Origin of the sequence: Candidatus Flexicrinis affinis, assembly GCA_016716525.1 — a bacterium.
Classification (GTDB): domain Bacteria; phylum Chloroflexota; class Anaerolineae; order Aggregatilineales; family Phototrophicaceae; genus Flexicrinis; species Flexicrinis affinis.
In genome coordinates, this window is sequence record JADJWE010000009.1 from 426705 (window position 1) to 446928 (window position 20224).

Genomic DNA, 20224 nt, shown 5'->3' on the forward strand with positions numbered 1-20224 from the left:
CACAGCTACCATCGTGCGACCAGCGTCCGGGGTAAGAGGTCGCCATGAAACACTATGCGCAACGCGTGCGGAGAAAGTCCGAGAAGACGCCGCGGCCAGTGGCTCATGCCCATGCGCAGCAGCAGACGTCCGATCTTGATGAACTGATGCGTTTGCTGGCTACGGGTCCACGCAGCGACAAGACGACCGCTGCGGCCACGTCGCTCCAGCGTGCGATCGGCAACCGCGCCACCGCCAACCTGATCTCACGCGGCACCGCGCCCAAACAGCCCGTCATCATGCGCAACCTGTGGGACGATCTGAAGTCCAAGGTGCGCAAGCCGAAAGCAGCACCAGCAACCCCGGCGTCAAGCCCGTCAGCTCCGTCAAGCTCGTCGCCTTCGCCGGCACCTTCCGCCTCTCCGGCGCCTGCCGGAGGTGCAGGGGGCAGCGGTGGAGCGGCCCCTGTAGTGTCGCCCGTGGTTCCAGCTGCCGGCGGCGGTGGGGGTGGCGGGGGTGGATCGGTGCCGGCAGGGCCTGCAGCACCAAAGACGAAGTCGCCACGGGTTCGCAATCAAACCGGGCTGGAAACGATGCACACCGGGATTGGATCAACCGTCATTGCGAATACGAACCCGGCCGCGGGTGATGATGAGAAAGTCGATCCGCTGGATGTTGCTTCGGAAGCGATCGAAGACGTCACGAGCGCGGCCGACTTCCTCAGCGGGGTCAAGGGCGATCTGACGATCGAGCCGAAGAGCGCCAAATACGACTCGATATACAAAGACTTCCTGCGTGACAAAGGCTTGCCCGCGAACACGAAGGAAGACAATCTGACCGACAAACAAAAGGAGCAGCTCGCCGAGAAGCAAAAGGATGAGGGTGGCGTTCGCGTGCTGATCAAGGACGACAATGCGCGTGCCGATCTCGGAATCGCCGCAACGGCATTCTCAGGCGCCGCCGCGGCGGGCGGGTCTCTGAGCGGTATCGTCGGGTTCATCTCTTCGATTCAGAACTGGGGCGAGGCCGAAAACCATTGGCAGCGCGCGGACCTCGTGATGGACATGATCGGGCAAGGCAGCCAAACGCTGACGGGCGCGGGTCAGACCGTCGCCGCCGCGGGTGGTGTCGTGGCTGGCGGGGTGGCACGCCATCATGACAACCTGAGCGCCGCCAGCGACGTGGCCGACGGATTCTCCGGCGCGTCGGACTTCATCGGTGCACTCGGTGGGTCTGTCGAGACGTTGGTCTCCGCCGCCAAGATCGTACCGGCCGCCGTGCAGCTCTTCAAAGGCACCGGCGAAGGCTCGACCGCCGATCAGGTGCTGGACATCACCGGTCACAGCATCAAGGTGCTCAAAGGTTTCCTGAGCGTCGCCAAGAGCACGATCTCGGGCCTGCGCGTGTTCCTCGACATTGCCGGCAAGTCGGCGGACTTCGTCGCGGCCGTACCGATTGTCGGGTCGGCCATTAGCATCGGGATCCAACTGCTCGACATTCTGTTGCAAGCGGTCGAGATCATTCGGCATGCGATTCGCATTCACAAGGCGCGCCGCAACGCCGCAAAGATGGAACGTCAGCTGACCCCGCTGGGCACCGCCGCCCTCAAGGCCAAGAAGCGGAATCGAGCCGCGGCTGTGGCCAATATCACCGACGACAAGGATCATCTGCTGCTCAAGCTGATCGAAGTCAACAGGAAGCGCGTCAATCGGGCGGTGCTGCCGCTGACGTCGGCGTGCATCAACACCATCGCCGACGTGATCTCGATTTCCGGCTCGATCCTCAACATCGTCGGTGTAGCGACCAGCGCGGCCTATGGTGCCGGCGTTGCGCTCATGGCGACCGGCTACGCCGCGACGGGTACGGCCGGCGCGCTGAAGCTCGGTACCGCGCTGGCCAAGCCGACCGCAGCGCTCATCCGGTTCCAGAAGCAGCAGATGCGCAATCTCGCCGCGAAAGACACAACCAACAGCGGCAAGAAGACGAAGTGGATTGTCGAGAAGGCCGGCAAGGTCTACAACAAGGACAAGTCCAGCACCAAGAAGAAGGCCGAGTACCTTGCCAACGCGCGTCGCCTGATGACGATAGCGAAGGGTCTGGACGTGGTGAAGGACACGGATAAAGAACCCGTCAAGACTCAGAAGCTCAAGAGCTACGAACAGCTCGAGCTGATGATCAAGGCGACCGGCGTCAGCCCCAAGAAGCTGTACAAACAAAACGGCAACCCGGCCGAGCAGATGAAGATGCTTATAGCGGCGATGAAGGAGCGCGGTTAGGCGAAAAAGTGGGGCATTCGGCGTGCAGCCTCATAGAATACTTGTTCTATAACAGGGACGGTGCTATACTGTCCCTGTTGCGTCCTCTCCGAGTACATGGACGAAGCACACGCAGTGGATGAAGCGGCTAAAGGAGAGTATCGATGTATCAGCAAATCACAATTGTCGGCAATGTGGGGCGGGATCCCGAACTGCGGTATACGCCGCAGGGGATCGCAGTGTGCGACTTCTCAGTGGCAGTCAATCGCCGTATGGGGAGTGGCGAAGACGCGCGCGAGGAGACGACGTGGTTCCGCGTTACCGTGTGGCGGAATCAGGCCGAGGTTGTCTCGAAGTACCTGAAGAAGGGCCGGCAGGTGCTGGTCGTCGGGGACGTTCAGGCATCGGCCTACCTCGACAAATCGGGCCAGCCCGCCGCGACGCTTGAGGTTACCGCACAGACGGTGCGGTTCATCGGGTCGCGCGACGACTCCGAAGGCGGCGGTGGCGGGGGGGAACGCTACGAAGAGGACTTCCAGCCGCGCGGCAAGCGGGGCGGCGGTCGCGCGCCGGAGAACTCCGAGGACATCCCGTTCTAGGTCGGGTTACAGGCTGTCAGAACCACACAACGAGGGACGCAGCGCGCGTCCCTCGTTTGATTCAGATGCCTGTTTGATGGTTAGGGGTCAGCCCACGATTCCGTGCGTCACGCGCATGAAGACCGATTCGAGGTCGTGGACTTCTTCCTGAAACCCGAGGATTGCCACGCCGCCGGTCGTCAGAGTCTGATTGAGCGCCGCCACGCCGTCGTCGTCGCCGCTGAAGTCGACCCGCAGGCGGGAACGGCCGGCCTTCTGCTCAAGGATCTCCGCGGCGATCACGCCCTCGAACGCCAGTGCAATCGTGCGGGCGGTTTCGGCGGCGGTGTTGTCCTTGACCGTCACGAAGATTTCGCGGTGCGGCATAAGCCGGGCCTTAAGCTCGCCCATCGAGCCTTGCATGACGAGCCGGCCGGCCTCGACGATACCAATGTGCGAGCAGATGTTTTCGACGTCGGCGAGGATGTGCGTGCTGAAGAAGATCGTCTTGCCCATGCGCGCCAGCTCGACCATCAGTTCGCGGATTTCGATTCGTGCGCGCGGGTCGAGGCCGCTGGCCGGCTCGTCGAGGATCAGCACGGCGGGGTCATGCGCGAGGGTACGCGCCAGCGACAGGCGCTGCTTCATACCACGGCTGAGTTTGTCGACCATGTCCTCGCGCTTGTGGGCGAGGTCGACCAGCGCCAGTAGGTCGTTGATCAGCTTCTTGCGCTCACCCTCGGCGATGTCGTAGCACGCCGCGAAGAAGTCGAGATATTCCCACACGCGCAGGTCTTCGTAGACGCCGAACTCGTCCGGCATGTAACCGATCGAACGGCGCACGGCGATCTGATCTTCGGTGACGCTGAAGCCGTTGACGCGGGCGCTGCCGCTGGTCGGGCGCGTAAGCGTCGTGAGCATGCGCATGGTGGTGGTCTTGCCGGCACCGTTGGGGCCCAGAAAGCCGTAGATCGACCCGGCTGGCACTTCCAGCGACAACCCGTCGACCGCGGTGAACTTGCCGAATCGCTTGACGAGATCGACAGTCTCGATAATCAGGTCAGCCATCTGATAGCCTCATCACACCGTGAAACGGGATCTGCCGCCGCGAGACGTGGTCAGCGAGCGCATCCAGGCCGCGCCACACTGCCGCCACCAGCGACTCGGATAAGTGTAGCGCGTCCAACTCGTCCTCATCCAGAACCAACAAGTTCCCGAAAGGATCGACAAAGGCGTCGAGCGCGAGGTCGTCGTACTGAATCGTCAGCGTTTCGTCCGCGCCGATCAACTGCGCAGGCCGGCAGATGTTGCAGTACCACCCTTTGAGTCGGTCGTCGTCGACGTCGTGCATCTCGAAGATGTTGTACCAGCGGTCGGCATAAAACGTTTCGACCATGCGGTCGCCCTGCCGGAAGTGCACGTAGTCGGTGGGGATATCGCGCGCCATGCGCGATTCGATCACGACGTGGAGGTCGCTTTGCTCGACAACGTCGCCATAGTAGTGCCAGACGTACACGCCGGCATGATCGCGCTTTTCGATCCTTGCGCGTGTCATGCTTTCCCGTCCGTATGGATCACCAACAACCAGCCGTGTTCAAGCGAGATATGCGCGCTGTCGGCCAGCATTTCGTTGCTGATGCCGCGTGCTGGCCCGAACTCGAGCGTCTCACTGCGCAGCGGATAGGCAAGGCCGCTTGTCCGTACGCCGTATGCCGGCCCGCCGACGGGCAGCAGCGATACCGTATCGCCGGGATTGCCGTGCAGCGTGTGCGAACCGGGCCGCAGCAGCAGCACTTCCTCGTACCCGGCGACCATTCGCACCGTGCGCCCGGCCAGTTCCGGCAGTGCCAGCAAATACACGTTGGCAAGCGATTGATCGAGGCGTCCGCCCGTGCCGCCGATGATGATGATCGGGTCGCAGTCGCGCGCCGCTGCTTCCTTGAGTGCGAGTTCGAGGTCGGTTTCGTCTTTCTCCGGCGGATGACGGATGATCTGCATGCCCTGTCCCTCAAGTTCGGACAGCAGGGCCGGCGCGACCGAGTCCATGTCGCCAATGATCGCGTCGGGCCGCAGCTCGTAGGCGGCGGCAATGTGCGCGCCGCCATCGGCCGCCAGCACCAGCGGGCGATCGATCAAGTTCAGCCACCTGTGGACGGTCGGCCCGGTTCGCAGCTCGCCATTGGCGAAGACCAGCGCAGCGGTCATCGAGGAGTCACCGCGAGCGCCGCCGCCAGCGCTCCTTGACCTCGAATTCGCGCAGGTCGTTGGCGTCCAAGAATCCGGTCAGCAGGCGATGGAAGTTGTCGTATTCCGACATCGGGAAATGCCCGCCGGGCACCGGGATAGGGACGCACAGTTCCTCTTTCTCATGCGTGAGGTAGTTCCACACCGCCTCGTCGGGCGAGGGGATCAGCGGATCGTTCTGGCCGTGCACGAGCACCGTCGGCACCGGGATGACGCGCAGATTGTCGAGCATGCGGCCCGCGTCGTAGAAGATCGCGGTCTCGCGCAGCACGCGCCCGTCGATGCGCGAAACATCCGGCCCGAGGCGGTTGTACAGCCCGTCCGTCCGGCGCACGCAGCGGTTCAGCAGAGAGTCGGGCGACTGTGCCGCCAGCAGTTGGTACAACGGGTTCTGCGGGTTCGGGTCGGGGATATCGAGACCGGCGGCTTGCCGTTCGGCCTGCGCGCGGGCGGCTTCCTCCAGCTTAACCTGATTCAGCAGGCGGGCATTCGGAATGGTCGGGTCGCCCGGGCCGAGGTCGGCAATCGACGGCTGACGGGGACGGCTTGCCGGTTTGTCGTCGTAACCGCCGCGCCCCAACGACGCCAGCGGGCGTACGCCGCGCAATCCCTCCGCGTTGTAGATCGTCTTGTCGGGATCCATCGTACCGTGCACGGCCGAGGCCCGCATGCGCATCGGCGGCGCGCGGTGATCCAAGTCCACCGGCGAATACAACGGCGCGCTGATCAGCATCATGCGTGCCACGCTGTCCGGTGCACGCCTCGCGATCTCCGCGGCGATCCACGCGCCCAGCCCGTGCCCGATCAGCGCCGCACGCTTGAGGTCGAGCGCGTCGAGCACGAACTGCACCATGCGGATTTGTTCTTCGATCGGGTAGCGGCGCGGGTTTTTGGCGCTGTCGCCGAAGCCGAACAGGTCGATTGCGTAGACCTTATACTTGAGGTGCAGGTGCTGCATGGTCGGCACCCAGTAGCGCCAACTGCCAATCCACCCGTGCAACAATACGACGGCCCGGCCCCGGCCAAGCGTCTCGTAATGGACGAGGTCGCCGCCAACGGTAATCGCGCTCATCTATGCCCGCGCCAAGAACTGGTCGATATCCGCAATGAGCTGCGCGGTATCGAACGGCTTGATGAGGTACGCCGTCGCGCCGGCGTCCAGCCCGGCCTGTACCTCGTCGTCGAGGCCGCGGGCGGAAAGGATGACGACCGGAATATGCGCGACTTCGCGGTTGGCCCTGAGGCGTCGACACGCTTCCAGACCGCCCAGCTTAGGCATGCGCAGGTCGAGCAAGATCAGATCCGGCATCTGCGTGGTGGCAGCGGTAATCGCCTCTTCGCCGTCGACCGCCTCGATCACGGTGTGATCGCCCAGCAGCTCGAGCGTAAACCTTACCAGTTCGCGGATGTCGCGGTCGTCTTCGGCAACAAGAATTCGGGCCATGCGGCTAATCCATCGCCGGTAGGCCGACGGCCTGACCGGGCTGTACCAACGGCAGGGCGACATGGAAGGTCGTGCCCTTGCCGACTTGCGACTCGAACCATACCTCACCGTGGTGCAGTTCGACCATTTCTTTCACGATTGACAGGCCGAGGCCGGTGCCGCTGACTTCCAGCTTGAGCGCGTGTTCGTCGATGCGCTGGAAGCGGCGCCACACCGCGTCACGGTACTGCTCGGGGATGCCCACGCCGTCGTCACCCACGCTGACCAGCACGCGGTCGCCATCGAGGGCGGCGCGCACGCTGATCGTGCCGCCGTCCTGCGTGTAATTGAAGGCATTGTCGATGATGCTGCTGAAAATGCGCATCAGCTTGGGCCGGTCGGCCTGAATGTGCGGCAGCTCGTCGCTGATGTCGACATCGAGCGTGCGCGTCTTGTCCTTGTGCTGCGGGCGATTGCGCTGTTTGTCGACGGCCTCGCGCAGGACTTCGGCAACGTCGACTTCTCCGACCTTCAACGTGTCGCGCCCGCTGTCGATGCGCGAGATGTCGAGGATATCGTCGACCAGTACGGTCAGGCGTTCGACGTTCGACTTGATCATGCCGAGCGTGTTCTTCTGCGGGTCGGTGACCGGTCCGAGCGCCCCCAACAGAAGCATTTCGGCAAAGCCCTTGATCGGTGTGAGCGGTGTGCGGAACTCGTGGCTGACGTTCGACACGAACTCCGACTTCATGCGGTCGACTTCGACATCGCGCGTGATGTCGCGCAGGACGGACACCAGCCCGACAAACCGGCCATCGCTGAAAACCGGCGTGGTGCTGGTGTTGATGATCGAGTCGAATAGGGTGAGGCGGAATTCGATCGGCGCGTCGTCCTCGTGGGCCGCTTGCGTCTTGTCGAGCAGGCTGTCGATCCACGGCGTGAGGCCGCCGTCCTTGATGCTGCGCAGATCGCTCAGCGGGCGCCCGAGCAGTTCGTCGGCGCTCATGGCGAGCAGGCGTTGCGCGGCGGGGTTGCTCACGATCACCTTGCCGTCGACATCGGCCAGCACCACGCCGTCCGAGATCGAGTCGAGGATCGCCGCGTTCTTCTCGGCTTCTTCCTGTTCCGTGCGCAGCATCTGGCCGAGGCGTTCGGCTTGATCGCGGATGAGCGCGTACAACTGCGCGTTGTTGATGGTTGCGGCGACCTGATTGGCAGCGGCGGCGACCAGCCGCATCGCCGACTCGCCGAATGCATTGATCTCCCGGCCGAGCAGCACGATCACGCCGAGCGATTCGCCGTCGCTGGCTTGCAGCACCGCGCCGACCGCGCTGCGCCACGCGCTCGCGCCGGACTGCTCGGCGTCGTAGTGCGGCCACGACTCAAGATCGCCGACGTTGAGTTCCGGGCCGTTGTCGATCAGCCAGTGACCGACCTGTTCGCCGGCGTGCGGCGTATCGTCGCCTTCGGCCCGCGTACTGAGCGTCGCCATCGTCACCAAATCGTCGCTCAGCGCGTCGAAGCGCATGATCAGCCCGTCGTCCGCGCCGACCGCTTTCGCCAGCATTTCGAGTGCGCGCTGCTCCAACTGTGTCATGTCGAGCGTGCGCGCCAGCTCGGACGTAATCTGGTACAGCGTGTCGAGGCGGTCGCGCTCGTCTTCAAGCTCCTGCGTGCGCGCCACGACCTGCCGTTCGAGGTCTTCGGCAAGGCTGCTGATCTGGCGGAACAGGTTGGCGTTTTCCAGCACAGCGGCAAGCTGCGCGGCGACCGTCGACAGCACGCGCTGATCGTTCAGCGAGAACGCGCGCGTCCGTTTGCCGTCGAGGACCGCGATGGCCCCGTAGACCTTCGCGCCGACCGTGATCGGCACGGCCATGTAGCTCTTGTAGTCGCCTTCGCCGTTTTGGATGCCGATGCTGCGGCGCAGCTCGTCCGGCGTGAAGTAGTCCGCGCCGATGCTGAGCATGCGGTTGTTCTTGTAGACGTAACCGACCTCGTCGTTGGCAAGAGCCCGTGACGGGACGCTGACCGCTTCGCCATCGCGGATGACGACCGGGAACGACACGTTGCCCGTCTCTTCGTTGAACAGCGCGACATAGAACTGGCTGGCGGTCAGTACACCGGGCAGGCGCGTCCGAATCGTGTCCATCATCTGCTCGACCGACAGCGACGAGGACAGCGACTGGCTGAGGTCGTTCAGCGCGAACGACTCCGCCACCATGTTCGACATCTCGTGGGTCAGGCGCGCGCTCTGGATACCGACGGCAAGCTGGCCGCCCAACGTGCGCACCATGCGCAGGTTTTGCGACGTGATATCCAGTGGCTCGCGGCTGTAGGTCTCGAGCTGTACGAGACCGATTGCGCCGTCGGCGGTCACCAACGGGATGAGCACGCGCTGGGTTTCGCCGCGCTCGCGCATTTCGGTCACGTCGCGCCCGAACACGTCCTCGTTGTCGGAGGCGATCAGGATCAGCGGCTCGCGCGATTTGAGCACCTTGCTCTTGGCGCGGTACTGGGCGAGGTCAAGCCGGTCGCCGCGTTCGCGCAGGCGCGACAGATCGCCGTAGCGGTCGGTATCCTGAATGATCTCGACGTTGTCTTCAATCTCGTTCCACGCCATGATCAGGCACTGATCGACTTCGACGACGCCGAACATCAAGCCGGCGATCAGTTCGAGCAGTTCGTTCAAGTCGCGGGTCGCGGCGGTGGCCTGCGCGGCCTCGAGCAGCGTGGACATTTCGTTGGTGCGCTCGAACGCCTGCATGAACAGCTCGGCGTTGGCGGCGGCGTTGGCGACCTGCGAGGCGAAGGCGAACGACACGTTCTGATCGGACGGGCTGTCGTAGGCGCTGGCCTCGGGCGTTGCCAGCGTGATGACGCCGACGACGTTGCCCTGATTGACCATCGGAATGCCAAGCCACGACTGTGCGCCTTCTGCGCCGGGAGGCATCGGGTCGTATTCGGTCGGCTCGTCAGGCGGCAGGTTGACCGCCAACGTCCGTTGACTGTCCACGACCTGCCGGAGCGCGAGATAGTCGTTGATCCGCAGGCGGGTGGCTTCTTCGCCCGCTTCGGCCTCGGTGCGCACGCCTTCCCACAATTCGCCGGCGGCGTCTTCGAGCGTCAGTACCGAGCCGGAGCGCCGCCACACGGCCATCGTCTGATACGGGATCAGCCGGTGCATCTCGGTCATGGCGTTAAGGATGACGATCGAGCGTTCGGTCGAAGCCGTCACGCGGTTACTGGCCAGTGTCAGCGCGCCAAGCTGATCGGCGCGCACCTGAATGGCCTGTTCCAGCGCGCGGCGCTCGGTGGTGTCTTCGAGCAGGAGCACGGCGCCGCTGCCTTGTTGGCCGGCCAGCGGGTATACGTACATGTTGAGCGTCTGCGGCCGGTCATCGTAATCGTACGTGCCGACGTCGGTCATTTCTTGCGGCTGACCGCCAGCGAGCACGACGTCGATCGCGTAACCGATCAGTTGAGAAAGCTCGGGACGGTACTCTTCCAGTGTGTAGCCGATCGCGCGATCCGTCCACTGGAACGCTTCGCGCATCGTGTGATTGATGGTCACAATCCGGCCGGTCTCGTTGATCACGACGATGCCTTGCTGGATCGAGTTGACGACCGCTTCGTTCAACATCCGCAAGCGCACCGCTTGGTTAAAAAGTGTCGTGCTTTCGGCGGCATTGGCGGCCTGATAGGCGAACGTCTCCAGCAGATCGACAGTGGTGCGGTCGGGCTTCAGGTCGTTGAACGGCCGGTCCAGCAGCATCGCCCCGATGGTACGCCCGCTGGGCGCGATCATCTGCACGACCAGCAGTTCGCCGTCGTGCCATGCCTCGGGGCCGGTCGCCTGAACCTCCCGCTGGCCGTCGAAGCGCGTCTCGAGCGAGTCGCGCTGGCGTTCACGCTGTTCGGGCGGGATCAGGAAGACGTTGGTACCGTACAAGTGATACTCGGGATCGAGCAGTTCGCGCAGAGCGGCCGACGTCAGCGTGCTGACCTGACTCTCGCGGAACACCTCAAGCGGCACACCGGCTTGTGCCACGCGATGCAGCACGTTTTCGTCGTCGGCCAGCAGCATCACGACCTGATCGAAGCCAGCCGAGTTCTGCACGCTGAACGCCACCGCCTCCATCAGTTCGACCGGTTCGGTCGTGGAGGCCAGCACCGAGCTAAGCTCGAAGATACGGTTGAGCTGTTCGACGCGCTGGCGCAGGGTGTCGGAACGCTCGCGCAGCTCGTTATAGCGAATGTAGTTGCCGTAGCCCAGCGAGGCTTTCGTCGCCAGCGTGTAGAGGAACTGCGCGGCGGTGTCGTCGAACACCTCGGGCTGGTTGTCCCACAGATGGATCACGCCGATGACCGTGTCGACCCACAGAATGGCGCAGGCCAGCGCCGAGCGCGCATCGCGCGGGATCGGGCCGAGCTTGCTGTCTGGCGCGTGGTAATCGTGGATCAGCACCGGCTCGGCGCCGGCGGTGACTGCCTGCCGCTCGATCGGCGCGATGGTATCGAAGCTGACGGTGTCGCGCAGGCCGCCCAAGCGCCGCGCCAGCACCGGTTGATCCGGCGTCGGCCACTCCTCAGGCGGCGCAAGCAGCGCGACCGTGCTGTTGCCGGCCGATGTCGCGCGAAGCGCCTCGCGCCGGATGACGTTCAAGATTTGGTCGAAATCGACCGTCAGCGTCAGTTCGTTCGACACGCGGCTGACGGCGTCGAGTTCTTCGAGGCGGCGGGCGAGGTTCTGGCCGGTCGCTTCGTAGAGCAGCGCGCGGTCGATGGCCGGCGCGACCTGCGACGCAATCGTCATCATCAGTTCGACGTCGTCGTTGGTGTAGTCGCGGCCGCGGTTGGCGATGCCCATTTCGCCGATGCTGCGATCGCCGACGGCCAGCGGCACGAGCACCGACTTTAGCACGTTCAACTCGCTGGCGATGCGTTTGTACTCCGGTAGCACACGCTCGTCGTTGAGCACGTCGTTGCCCATGTACGGTCGCCGGCTCATCACGACCGAATGCTGGAACATCGGCGCGTACATGCTCTGGACGGTCGGCTTGTCGAGCTTCTCGCCGTATACGCGCTCCGGCGTCGTGATCAGGTTGCCGGTGCCGTCGAGAATGCTGATGTACGCGATGGGCGACAGAGTGGCCTCTGCGATCGCCATGAGCAGATCGTGCGCGACCTCGTCGAGGCGGTTCATCGCGCCTGCGAGTTCGGCAATCCGCCGCAGCGACTCCGACCGCTGCGAGGCACGCTGGATCTCTTGGAACAGCCGCGCGTTCTCAAGGATCGTCGCGGCTTGTGTGGCGAAAATGGTGAGCAAGCGCCCGTCGCCGTCGTCAAAGTCGCGCCCCTGATCGGGGTCGGCGATTTGGATGACGCCGGTGAGCTGGCCGCGCAAGGTGAGGCGGGCAAACATCGTGCGCTGGATGCGCGCCTTCTGCACGATCGGCTCGAGGCCGGCGGCGATGATCAACGCGCTGGCGGCGGTGTTGTTGGTGTACCAGCTATCCTCGTCTTCCCAGAGCGCGCGGAACACGCTCCCCGACGCGAAGTCGATGGCGTACTCGCTGGCGATCTTGTCGTCGAGGCCAGTCGCAGGGACGATGCAGCGAAGCTGAAGCGCTTCGCGGTCGAACAGCAGCAGCGCGCACGTCCGCACGTTCATCAAGGTGCTGATGCGGTCGGTCAATGCGCGGTAGAAGTCGGATTCGGCGGCCAACGACCCGATCGCCAGCGTCATCTGCTGGAGACCTTCAAGCTCGGCGTCGAGGCGCTGTTCGCGGCTGAGCAGGCGCGTGCTTTCGACCACGACCGTCGCTTGGGACGCGATCGCGCGCAGGTTGGCGACGTCGCGGATGGTGAACTCGCCGCCGCGCAGTTTGTTGAACACCGCCAGCATACCGATCCGGTCGCGGCTGATTTGCAGCGGAACCCACAGCGTGTTGCGGATCCCGATCGTGCTCATGACCGTCACGAGGCCCATCTCGGTGGCGAGCGGTTCGTCGCGGAGGTCGCCGGCAAGCCAGTAGGGCTGTCGCTCGAAGATGTCGCGGGCAGCGCTGCCGGCCGGCAAAGCCACGAACAGCGACCGCGCCAATGCATCCGGGATGCCGTGGAAGGGCAGGGCCGCCGTCAGGCCGCCGCGCACCTCGTCGTACAGCAGCACGCCGCACATCTGCGCGCTGCTCAGTTCTGCCACGCGTTTTGCCAGCGCGCCGTACACCGCTTCGGGCCGCGATTCGCCACGGCCGGACACCTGTTCGACCAGCGACTGCAAGCTGACGAGGTCTTCGATCCGGCGCACCTGCTGCGCATATTGCTGCGCTTCGCTGATGGTGCTAGCCAGCGCGTCGTTGAGTGCCAGCAGCAGCGTTGCATCCTGCTGCGAGTAGGCGTTAGGCCGGTCGTTATACAACTGCAGCGTACCGAGCACCTGCGCGCCCAACACCAATGGGATGCCGACCACGCTCGCATACGGGAACGGCGAGACGATCGGGCGCAGCGCCTCGATGTCAGTCGGGTTGTTGAGCACCAGCGCCTTGCGGTTGTCTAGAATCCAGCCCGGCAGGCCGCCTTCCAACGGGTACTGGCCGCCGCGTTCGTACAGCGAGAGGATGTAGCGCGCGTCACCGAACCATGCCTGCGGGGTGAGCGCCGTGTTGTCGTCGGTGTAAAGGTTGATCTCGCCGCCGTCGAAATGGATGACCGGATGCAGCACGGTCAGGATGGCTTGCAGGGTCGGCTCGACGCCGGCCGTGATGTCGACCAGCTCCGACGCCTGATTGAGCACGCGGAACGCGCGCGAGAAGTCAAGCCCGGTCGACGTGGACGCGACCGTCTGGTCGGAGTCCTTCGCGCCCACCTGGCGCACGACGATCATGCGGCGCCGGTCGTTCTCGTGCGGGACGTCGTAGACGAGCGCTTCCATCCAGCGATCGCCGATGCGGAAGGCCGCTTCGCGCTGCGAGCCGAGCAGGCCGAGGAAGTTGTCCGGCGGCTGAATCAATCGCGTGATTTGTTCGAGGTCGGGGACGTCGTCATCAAGGCCGAGCCAGCCCTTCAGCGTCCGGTTGGCGTGGACGACCTGACCGAGGCCGCGCACGATCAGCACACCTTCGCCGGGCCGTTCGTCGGGCAGTGATTCGGCGATCTTGACCGCGGACTCGGTGCTAACGGCGCTGCGCTGACGCGTGAAAAGGTACAGCCACAGCGTGACGACACCTCCCCCCAGCAGCAATATCAACGCGACGTTCATGGCGTTCCGTGGTTTGTTGTTAAGCCGGTGTTACAGCATACTCCAGTGTAACGCAAAAAACGGCTGTTTTGCGATTAGGGTGTTCGCCTACCACGTACTGCGAAAGCGCGTGTTCTCGCTCTCGACGATTCCAGCGGCACGGCGGCGGCGATCTTCGGCGGCGAGTTCGGTGATCTCGCGGATGTCCGAGAATCGGTGTGTCGCGGTGCTGACCGCTCCGATCGCCATGGACATCAGGTCGACCCGGCGGTCGCCGCTGGAGTCCGGCACCAGCACGTAGCCGCGCTCGCGGTCGATGAACGAATAGTGCTGCTTGACCCCTTTTGCGAAGCGGCTTTCGATCTCCTCCTGCAGGCGCTTCGAATCGGAGGCGTGCGTGACGACGACGAAGTTGTCGCGCCCCGGGTGCCCGATGAAATCGTCAGGAGTCCCGTGCTGTTCGATGACCTCGGCCAGCAGCATCGCCGTGAAGCGGATCAGCTCGTCGGCGGCGACGAAGCTGTAGACGTCGGCGAACGTGTCGAAGTGGTTGATCTTGCCGTCGATGTACGTCCACGGGCGGGACTGGCGCATCAAGCCGCGCAGGTAGTCCTCGATCAGCCGGCCTGTCGGGAGCTTGCTGCGGGGGTCGATCTCGCCGATCTGGTTGGCGCTTTGGATCGCATTGCCTACGCGCAGGCCCAACTCGTCCACGTCGAACGGTTTGGTGACGTAATCGTCCGCGCCCAGTTCGAGGCCGTTCAGCCGGTCGCTGCGCTCGTCGCGCTGGGTGAGGAAGATGATCGGGATGTACTTGGTACGGTTGTTGGTACGCAGTTCGCGGCAGACCTCGAAGCCGTCCATGTCCGGCAGCATGATGTCGAGGATGATCAGCGAATGGGGCTGGCGGCGGGCCAGCGCGATCGCGTCGCGGCCATGATCGGCGGTTTCGACTTCGTAACCGACGCCGGTGAAGTAGAACTTGAGCATGAACTGAATGTCGGTGTCGTCGTCGACGATCAGGATGCGCCCTTTGGTCGCCATAAATCCGCCCTTAACCACACACGGCTTGAGGCGCCGTGCAGCGATAACATTAGGTACCATGATACCGCATGTTTGAGCGTGGTGCATTTAGGGATGCTTGCGCCTTGTCGCCGATGCGTCGTGCGGTCAGAGGCCGACCGTCAAGATTCGCAGGGCATGCGCGGCGATAATCGAGTCAACGACGGCAGATGGCGAGGCTTAGCAGCGATCATGTTCCGGCGTCCGTTGAGATCCGCGATTCTTGTTTTCGGCCTTTTGTTCCTGTTTGGCAGTGTACCCGTGTTGGCGCAGAACACGTCCGAGACTCCCGCGCTCGTGCCGACGTGTCCCTATGTGCTGCGCCCCGGCGTGCCTTTTGCGTGGCTGAGGCAGCAGCCCTCGTCGGCGGCTGGTTTCAACGCGACGGTGTTTCCCGGTCAGAAGCTGGCCATCGACAATCCACCGCGCACCGTATGGGACGGCACACAGTGGTGGGTGAGCGCATGGATAGCAGATACCAGCCCCGCGGCCACGTGGGTCGAGGTCGAATCGATCCAGCCCGCCTGCGAGTCGGCGACGCCCGTGCCGGGCGGCGTACAGTGGGGCCCGGGTAAATCGGTGCGCGTCAACAGCACGGTGCCGTTTGCATGGCTGCGCGTACGGCCGTATCCCGACCCGGAACAGCCACCGCTGCTGACGGTCTTCCCCGGCGCCGTATTGACGTTGATTCAAGGCCCGGTCGCGGACAACATGAACCAGTGGTGGTGGTATCTGCGCGATCCGCGCACACGCATCGCGGGTTGGGTCGAGCAAGCGTCGCTCGTGTTGATCGAAGGTTCGGTTCCCGTGCCGACCCCGCTGCCCACCGACGTACCCGGCACGGATTGGAGCGCGAACGACCGGGTCCGGGTGCGGTCGACCGTGTCGTTCAGCTGGCTGCGGCCTGCGCCGGCATCCGACGTTGGCCCCTTCTACACTGCGCGCCCCGGCCAAGAGTTGGTATTGGTGCAGGGCCGGCACGCCCAAGGCGGGCAGTTCTGGTGGTTCGTCGCCGTTCCCGGCACGATCACACGCGGATGGGTCGAGGAGACGTCACTCACGTTTGTGCGTGCAGGATAGTACATTTCGCGCGCATAGATGGGACAGTTCTCATCATGTGACTATGCCGAGCGGTGTATAATTCGGCTCTCTTGTCGCGTCTACCGATCGTATCCATGTTGAAAGTCCGCGCGCCATCATGCTTGAAGTCACCCTTCCCATCGCTTTCGTATTCGGCCTGATCTCGTTCATCTCGCCGTGTGTGCTGCCGCTTGTACCGGCCTATATCAGCTATCTCGGCGGGCGTGCCATCCATAACGCCGAAGCCACGTCGGTGCAGGCCGGCCCCGGCGGTACGGCCGTCGTCGCACGCTCGTTCAGCGAGCGGTTCGCGCTCGGGCTGCACGGGTTAGCGTTCGTGTTCGGATTCACGATCGTGTTCGTGCTGTTGGGCGTCATCACCACCGCGCTGATCCGCGAGATCGGCGGCCAGAACGTGTCGAGCGTGACCGGCATCATCGGGCGGCTTGGTGGCCTGTTGATCGTGTTCTTCGGCTTGCATTTCGGCGGCTTCCTGCCGGCGCTGTTCGAGCGCGTGCGCCGCATTGAATCCAGTCGGACGCACGCGCTGATCGTGGCTGGCGTGCTGATTGTCGGCGTCGTCGCGCTGGTGTGGGGGTTCGCAGGCCGCCTGACGATCTGGGAACCGGCGTACACCGGCGCGCCGGTGTGGCCGGACGCGCTTGCGCTGTTTTCCGCCGCGATCTTTGGGCTCGTTCTATTTGCTTTTGGCGCTTTCGCCAACCCGCGCCAGTTCGTTGCCATGACGACCACCGGCATCGAGATGGGCCTCTATCAAGACACGCGCGGCCAGATGGATCAGGAAGGCCGCGGCCTGCTCAGCTCGATGCTCATGGGCATCGTGTTTTCGGCCGGATGGTCGCCGTGTATCGGCACCGTGTACGGGTCGATCCTCACGCTGTCTGCGCAGACCGGCAACGTCGGCCTCGCGTCGCTCCAGTTGACCGCCTACAGTCTGGGCCTTGGCATCCCGTTCATCCTCTCGGCGCTGGCGCTGGACCGCGCGCAGGGCGTAATGCGCCGGCTCAACCGCCGCATGAAGACGATCAAGCGCATCAGCGGGATCATCCTCGTGCTGATCGGCGTGCTGGTGGCGTCGGGCGAGCTTCAGCGCCTCAGCTTGCAGCTCTCGACCGGCGAACTTGCCGACCTGTCGCTGCAGCTCGAAGAGCGCGCTCTCGAAATCCTCGTGCCGGAGACCGGCGGGGAATAAGTGCTGTCGCGGGGCGCTGCTCCGCACCCCGGCAGGAGGCACGGCCTCCTGCACCTCCATAATGCGAAATGAGGGCGCAGGCGCCCTCATTTCGCAGATACGGGAGTCCAGAGGGCGAAAGCCCCTTTGGAAGACTCGTGCTACGGCAGCAGCAGCGGGATGTTGTTGGGCGGCGGAGCCAGCAGATACACGTCGACGTAGCGCGACCAGCGGCGGTAGTTGTCGTCGTCATAACCGAGGTCGATCCAGTACGGCGTGCTGCGCGGGCCGCCGGTATCCGCGGCGAGTCCCTCGCCATAGCCCTCGACGTACAGGATGGTCCCGTAGGGCACGATGCGCGGGTTAATCGCGACGATGCCTTTGGTCAGCCGCGCGCCGGTGGCGGTGACGTCGTCGCCACCGAGCGCCGCCGGATGGTAGCTAGTGGCGTACATGCGCAGCTTGCGCCAGTACTCGCGTGGGCCGTCGGGCGTGTCGATAGTCCGGTAGACGAGGCGCGTGCCGTAGCTCAAGACCTCGTTGACCGGATCTTGCACGCGCACCACGCCCTCATCGAAGCGCTGCACTTCGACGCCGTTCTCGTAGCGGATACGGATGCGGCGCTCGTCGCGCCCGGGGACGCCGGCGGTAGTGATCGCCGTAGTGTCGAGATCCATATCGGCGTTGGCCAAGGTCACGCGCGTGTAGGGCACGTCGATCGGCTCGACGATAATCTCCTCCGTGACGCGGACGATGTGCACGGTCATATCGGCGCGCAGGCGCGCGTTGACCGGCGGCACAGCGTAATCCAGCCCGTTGAGCGCGATGTTAAGCTCGGCCAGCAGCGCCCCGACACGCTCGGCTTGCGTGCGGGTCGCGGTGGTACTGCCGTCCAGCTCGACGGTGACCGGCAGCGACCGATCGATGACGATCTGCATGTCTTGTTCGAGCGCGGACTCGGCGGGGGGATTGATCGAGTCGCCCAAGTACAGGGTGACGTCGGCCTCTGCCAGCGCATCGCCGACCGTGTCGGCCGTTGTGACAAGCGACTGCCCAGGTCCGTCGCCATCGACTAGCGACACCGTCAAAGCATGACGAATTGAAATGCGGTTGGCCGGCAGCGGATAACGACGCAGTTGGTCGGGCTGGACCGGCGCGCCGTTGACGATCACCTCGTCGTCGTTATCGACGGTGACGCCGGCGGCGCGCAAGATGTCGGCCGGGTTTTCGATCACCGTGCGGAATACGCTGGTCGCGCCGTCGACGGTCAGGGTGACGGGTCGCTGGTCGTCGACCAATACGGTCATGCCGGCCTGTAGGCGCGCGTCCGGGCCCGGGTCGACGGCGAGGCTACCGGTCAGCGTGATGCCCTCGCGTTCGAGCAGTTCGCGGACCGTACGGGCATCGGTCGTGACGTCCTCGGCTAACCCGTCCACGATCAAAGTGAGGTGCACGAGCGGCGGCGGGGCCGGGCGCTGCGTGAGCGTCGAGATCAGCGCGATGCCGCCGGCGATCGCCAGCGCCGCGCTTGCCAATGCGGCGAGGATCAGGAGGGTGTTGGGCCGGCGCGTTCCGATCGGGGACGTGGGCTGCGTGTCGTCGTGGCGCGGGTTGGGCTGGGTGTCGCTCAAATCCATGCGCAGGTTACTCGTCCGGCAGGCGTTTCGCGAGGCTTTGTTCCGCCAACGCCGCCTTATACGCGGAAACCTTTTCCAGCAGCACCGGATCTGACGCGGCGATGACCTGAACGGCGAGCAAGCCGGCGTTGCGCCCCGCGCCAATGGCGACCGTCGCGACCGGCACGCCGGACGGCATCTGAACGATCGACAGCAGCGAGTCGAGGCCGCTGAGCGCCTTGCTCTGCACCGGCACGCCGATCACCGGCAGCGGTGAATAGGCCGCGAGCATCCCCGGAAGATGGGCCGCGCCGCCCGCCCCGGCGACGATCACCTTCAGCCCGCGCACGTGCGCAGATTGGCCGTATTCAGCCATGTCGGCAGGGGTCCGGTGCGCCGAGACGACCCGCGTTTCGTACGGCACGCCGAACTCGCGGCACACTTCGGCCGCGGCTTGCATCGTCGGCCAGTCGCTGTCGCTGCCCATCACGATTCCGACCAGCGGCGCGGTCATCGGCATGTCTCCGGCGTACTCATCTCCGGCGGAATTATAGCGCAGCAGTCGAAGCCCAATCGCACGCCTGCCCGGCGTTCACCGCGCGAACGCATTGAACGGGTTGACGTGAGTCAACTGCCGGATCGCCTCGTCGTCAAAGCCGGCGGCGCGCAGCTTGGGGATGAACGTCTCGCTGAGGTAGGTGTACGGCTTGGGCACAAAGTCCGGCGTGCCGGGGTCGAACCAGCCGCGGTCGTGGCTGAGCAGCACCTGCGCGCCGAATCCCGCGTCGTGCAGCGCCCACAGCCATCCGATTACCGTGTCGTCGTCTGGCGCATCGGGGTTGCCGAGCGCGTCGTATTCGACCCATGCGCCGCGCTTCACCATCTCGAGATGCAGCGCAAAGTCCGGCTCGGCCTGCGTGTGAATCCACACATATCGGCGCGGGCTGCCACCCGTTGCCTCGATGATGTCGAGCTGGTCGCGCACGACTCGCCCGCGGATGGTGTGGCTGCCGATCAGCGCGCCGGTCGCGGCAGAGGCGCGGGTCGCCGCCTTCAGGATCTTGGTCTCGGTGGCGGTCAGGCCGTCGTCTCCTGCGCTCAGTTTGATCCACGCGGCCGGGAAGTCGCTCTCTTGGAGATGATCGTTGAGTTCGCCAAGCATCCAGTCGCACAGCGCGTCCTCGCCGGCCTCGTGCGCCCACGGCGGAATCCACGGCTCGCGGTAGATGCCGGTCGGCACGGCGATCGGAAAGCCGGTCGCCTGTGACACGGCCTTGTCGAGGTCGGCGCGCCGGCCAACGCCGATCGGCGTACATTCGATTAGGGCTGTCACACCGAGCGCCTTGATGCGTTCGATCTCCGGCGCCATCACGGCGATGACGTCGGCGGCCTCGGCTTGCGCGTAGCCGGGCTTGTCCCACGTGCGCAGGTCGACGAAGACGTGCTCGTGCGGCAGGATCATCCGAAGGTCGGACGCCGACTTGGGGCCGAGGGTCGTGTAGAGATAGGGCATGGGGTTGTCCTTTGCGTACGTTTCGGTTTGAGCTGCCGG

The 20224-nt window shown here is 64.5% G+C and carries 14 protein-coding genes; 4 read left to right on the top strand and 10 right to left on the bottom strand.

All coding sequences use genetic code 11. From position 1 onward, the window contains the following. The first annotated feature begins 44 nt into the window (after nt 1-44). Nucleotides 45-2255, top strand: coding sequence for a hypothetical protein (locus IPM16_21070; protein ID MBK9125598.1), 2211 nt, complete (start codon nt 45-47; stop codon nt 2253-2255). A 143-nt stretch (nt 2256-2398) separates the two neighbouring features. After that, nucleotides 2399-2833 (top strand): single-stranded DNA-binding protein, encoded by a 435-nt coding sequence (locus tag IPM16_21075; protein ID MBK9125599.1) that lies wholly within the window; start codon nt 2399-2401, stop codon nt 2831-2833. An 87-nt stretch (nt 2834-2920) separates the two neighbouring features. Here IPM16_21075 and IPM16_21080 read toward each other — a convergent pair whose 3' ends face one another. From IPM16_21080 to IPM16_21110, 7 genes are all read right to left on the bottom strand, one after another. Next, nucleotides 2921-3880, bottom strand: coding sequence for an ABC transporter ATP-binding protein (locus tag IPM16_21080; GenBank protein MBK9125600.1), 960 nt, complete (start codon nt 3878-3880; stop codon nt 2921-2923). Further along, entirely contained in the window at nt 3873-4367 is a 495-nt protein-coding gene (locus IPM16_21085) for a DUF402 domain-containing protein (protein MBK9125601.1), read from the bottom strand. Before IPM16_21085 ends, IPM16_21080 begins: the two co-directional genes overlap by 8 nt. Next, nucleotides 4364-5017, bottom strand: coding sequence for a thiamine diphosphokinase (locus tag IPM16_21090; protein ID MBK9125602.1), 654 nt, complete (start codon nt 5015-5017; stop codon nt 4364-4366). The genes IPM16_21085 and IPM16_21090 overlap by 4 nt, the downstream gene beginning before the upstream one ends. Nucleotides 5018-5024: 7 nt before the next feature. Beyond that, entirely contained in the window at nt 5025-6128 is a 1104-nt protein-coding gene (locus IPM16_21095; protein MBK9125603.1) for an alpha/beta fold hydrolase, read from the bottom strand. Continuing rightward, complete coding sequence (locus IPM16_21100) at nt 6129-6500, bottom strand: response regulator (protein ID MBK9125604.1); 372 nt, start codon at nt 6498-6500, stop codon at nt 6129-6131. A gap of 4 nt (nt 6501-6504) precedes the next feature. Beyond that, nucleotides 6505-13743 (bottom strand): GAF domain-containing protein, encoded by a 7239-nt coding sequence (locus IPM16_21105; GenBank protein MBK9125605.1) that lies wholly within the window; start codon nt 13741-13743, stop codon nt 6505-6507. 87 nt (nt 13744-13830) lie between these two features. Next, nucleotides 13831-14766 (bottom strand): response regulator, encoded by a 936-nt coding sequence (locus tag IPM16_21110; GenBank protein ID MBK9125606.1) that lies wholly within the window; start codon nt 14764-14766, stop codon nt 13831-13833. A gap of 156 nt (nt 14767-14922) precedes the next feature. On the opposite strand from IPM16_21110, the gene IPM16_21115 reads away from it, so the two are divergent. Both IPM16_21115 and IPM16_21120 read left to right on the top strand, forming a co-directional pair. Beyond that, nucleotides 14923-15864 carry a hypothetical protein gene (locus tag IPM16_21115; GenBank protein MBK9125607.1) on the top strand — a complete coding sequence of 314 codons (942 nt, stop codon included), beginning with the start codon at nt 14923-14925 and terminating at the stop codon, nt 15862-15864. Between the two features lie 118 nt (nt 15865-15982). Beyond that, nucleotides 15983-17077 carry a hypothetical protein gene (locus tag IPM16_21120; GenBank protein ID MBK9125608.1) on the top strand — a complete coding sequence of 365 codons (1095 nt, stop codon included), beginning with the start codon at nt 15983-15985 and terminating at the stop codon, nt 17075-17077. Nucleotides 17078-17217: 140 nt separating this feature from the next. On the opposite strand, the gene IPM16_21125 is transcribed toward IPM16_21120, so the two are convergent. The 3 genes from IPM16_21125 to IPM16_21135 form a co-directional block, all read right to left on the bottom strand. Continuing rightward, on the bottom strand, nt 17218-18693 hold the full coding sequence (locus IPM16_21125; GenBank protein MBK9125609.1) for a DUF348 domain-containing protein: 1476 nt from the start codon (nt 18691-18693) through the stop codon (nt 17218-17220). 7 nt (nt 18694-18700) lie between these two features. After that, the gene (gene purE / locus IPM16_21130; protein ID MBK9125610.1) at nt 18701-19186 is read right to left on the bottom strand and encodes a 5-(carboxyamino)imidazole ribonucleotide mutase; all 486 of its coding nucleotides are present in this window, start codon (nt 19184-19186) and stop codon (nt 18701-18703) included. Between the two features lie 78 nt (nt 19187-19264). Further along, the gene (locus tag IPM16_21135; protein MBK9125611.1) at nt 19265-20185 is read right to left on the bottom strand and encodes an esterase; all 921 of its coding nucleotides are present in this window, start codon (nt 20183-20185) and stop codon (nt 19265-19267) included. Between the last annotated feature and the right edge of the window lie 39 nt (nt 20186-20224).

Bases quoted from the DNA above. Each gene is read 5' to 3' on its own strand.
- IPM16_21070 (MBK9125598.1), top strand. From the start codon at position 45: ATGAAACACTATGCGCAACGCGTGCGGAGAAAGTCCGAGAAGACGCCG.
- IPM16_21075 (MBK9125599.1), top strand. From the start codon at position 2,399: ATGTATCAGCAAATCACAATTGTCGGCAATGTGGGGCGGGATCCCGAA.
- IPM16_21080 (MBK9125600.1), bottom strand. From the start codon at position 3,880: ATGGCTGACCTGATTATCGAGACTGTCGATCTCGTCAAGCGATTCGGC.
- IPM16_21085 (MBK9125601.1), bottom strand. From the start codon at position 4,367: ATGACACGCGCAAGGATCGAAAAGCGCGATCATGCCGGCGTGTACGTC.
- IPM16_21090 (MBK9125602.1), bottom strand. From the start codon at position 5,017: ATGACCGCTGCGCTGGTCTTCGCCAATGGCGAGCTGCGAACCGGGCCG.
- IPM16_21095 (MBK9125603.1), bottom strand. From the start codon at position 6,128: ATGAGCGCGATTACCGTTGGCGGCGACCTCGTCCATTACGAGACGCTT.
- IPM16_21100 (MBK9125604.1), bottom strand. From the start codon at position 6,500: ATGGCCCGAATTCTTGTTGCCGAAGACGACCGCGACATCCGCGAACTG.
- IPM16_21105 (MBK9125605.1), bottom strand. From the start codon at position 13,743: ATGAACGTCGCGTTGATATTGCTGCTGGGGGGAGGTGTCGTCACGCTG.
- IPM16_21110 (MBK9125606.1), bottom strand. From the start codon at position 14,766: ATGGCGACCAAAGGGCGCATCCTGATCGTCGACGACGACACCGACATT.
- IPM16_21115 (MBK9125607.1), top strand. From the start codon at position 14,923: ATGCGCGGCGATAATCGAGTCAACGACGGCAGATGGCGAGGCTTAGCA.
- IPM16_21120 (MBK9125608.1), top strand. From the start codon at position 15,983: ATGCTTGAAGTCACCCTTCCCATCGCTTTCGTATTCGGCCTGATCTCG.
- IPM16_21125 (MBK9125609.1), bottom strand. From the start codon at position 18,693: ATGGATTTGAGCGACACCCAGCCCAACCCGCGCCACGACGACACGCAG.
- purE (MBK9125610.1), bottom strand. From the start codon at position 19,186: ATGACCGCGCCGCTGGTCGGAATCGTGATGGGCAGCGACAGCGACTGG.
- IPM16_21135 (MBK9125611.1), bottom strand. From the start codon at position 20,185: ATGCCCTATCTCTACACGACCCTCGGCCCCAAGTCGGCGTCCGACCTT.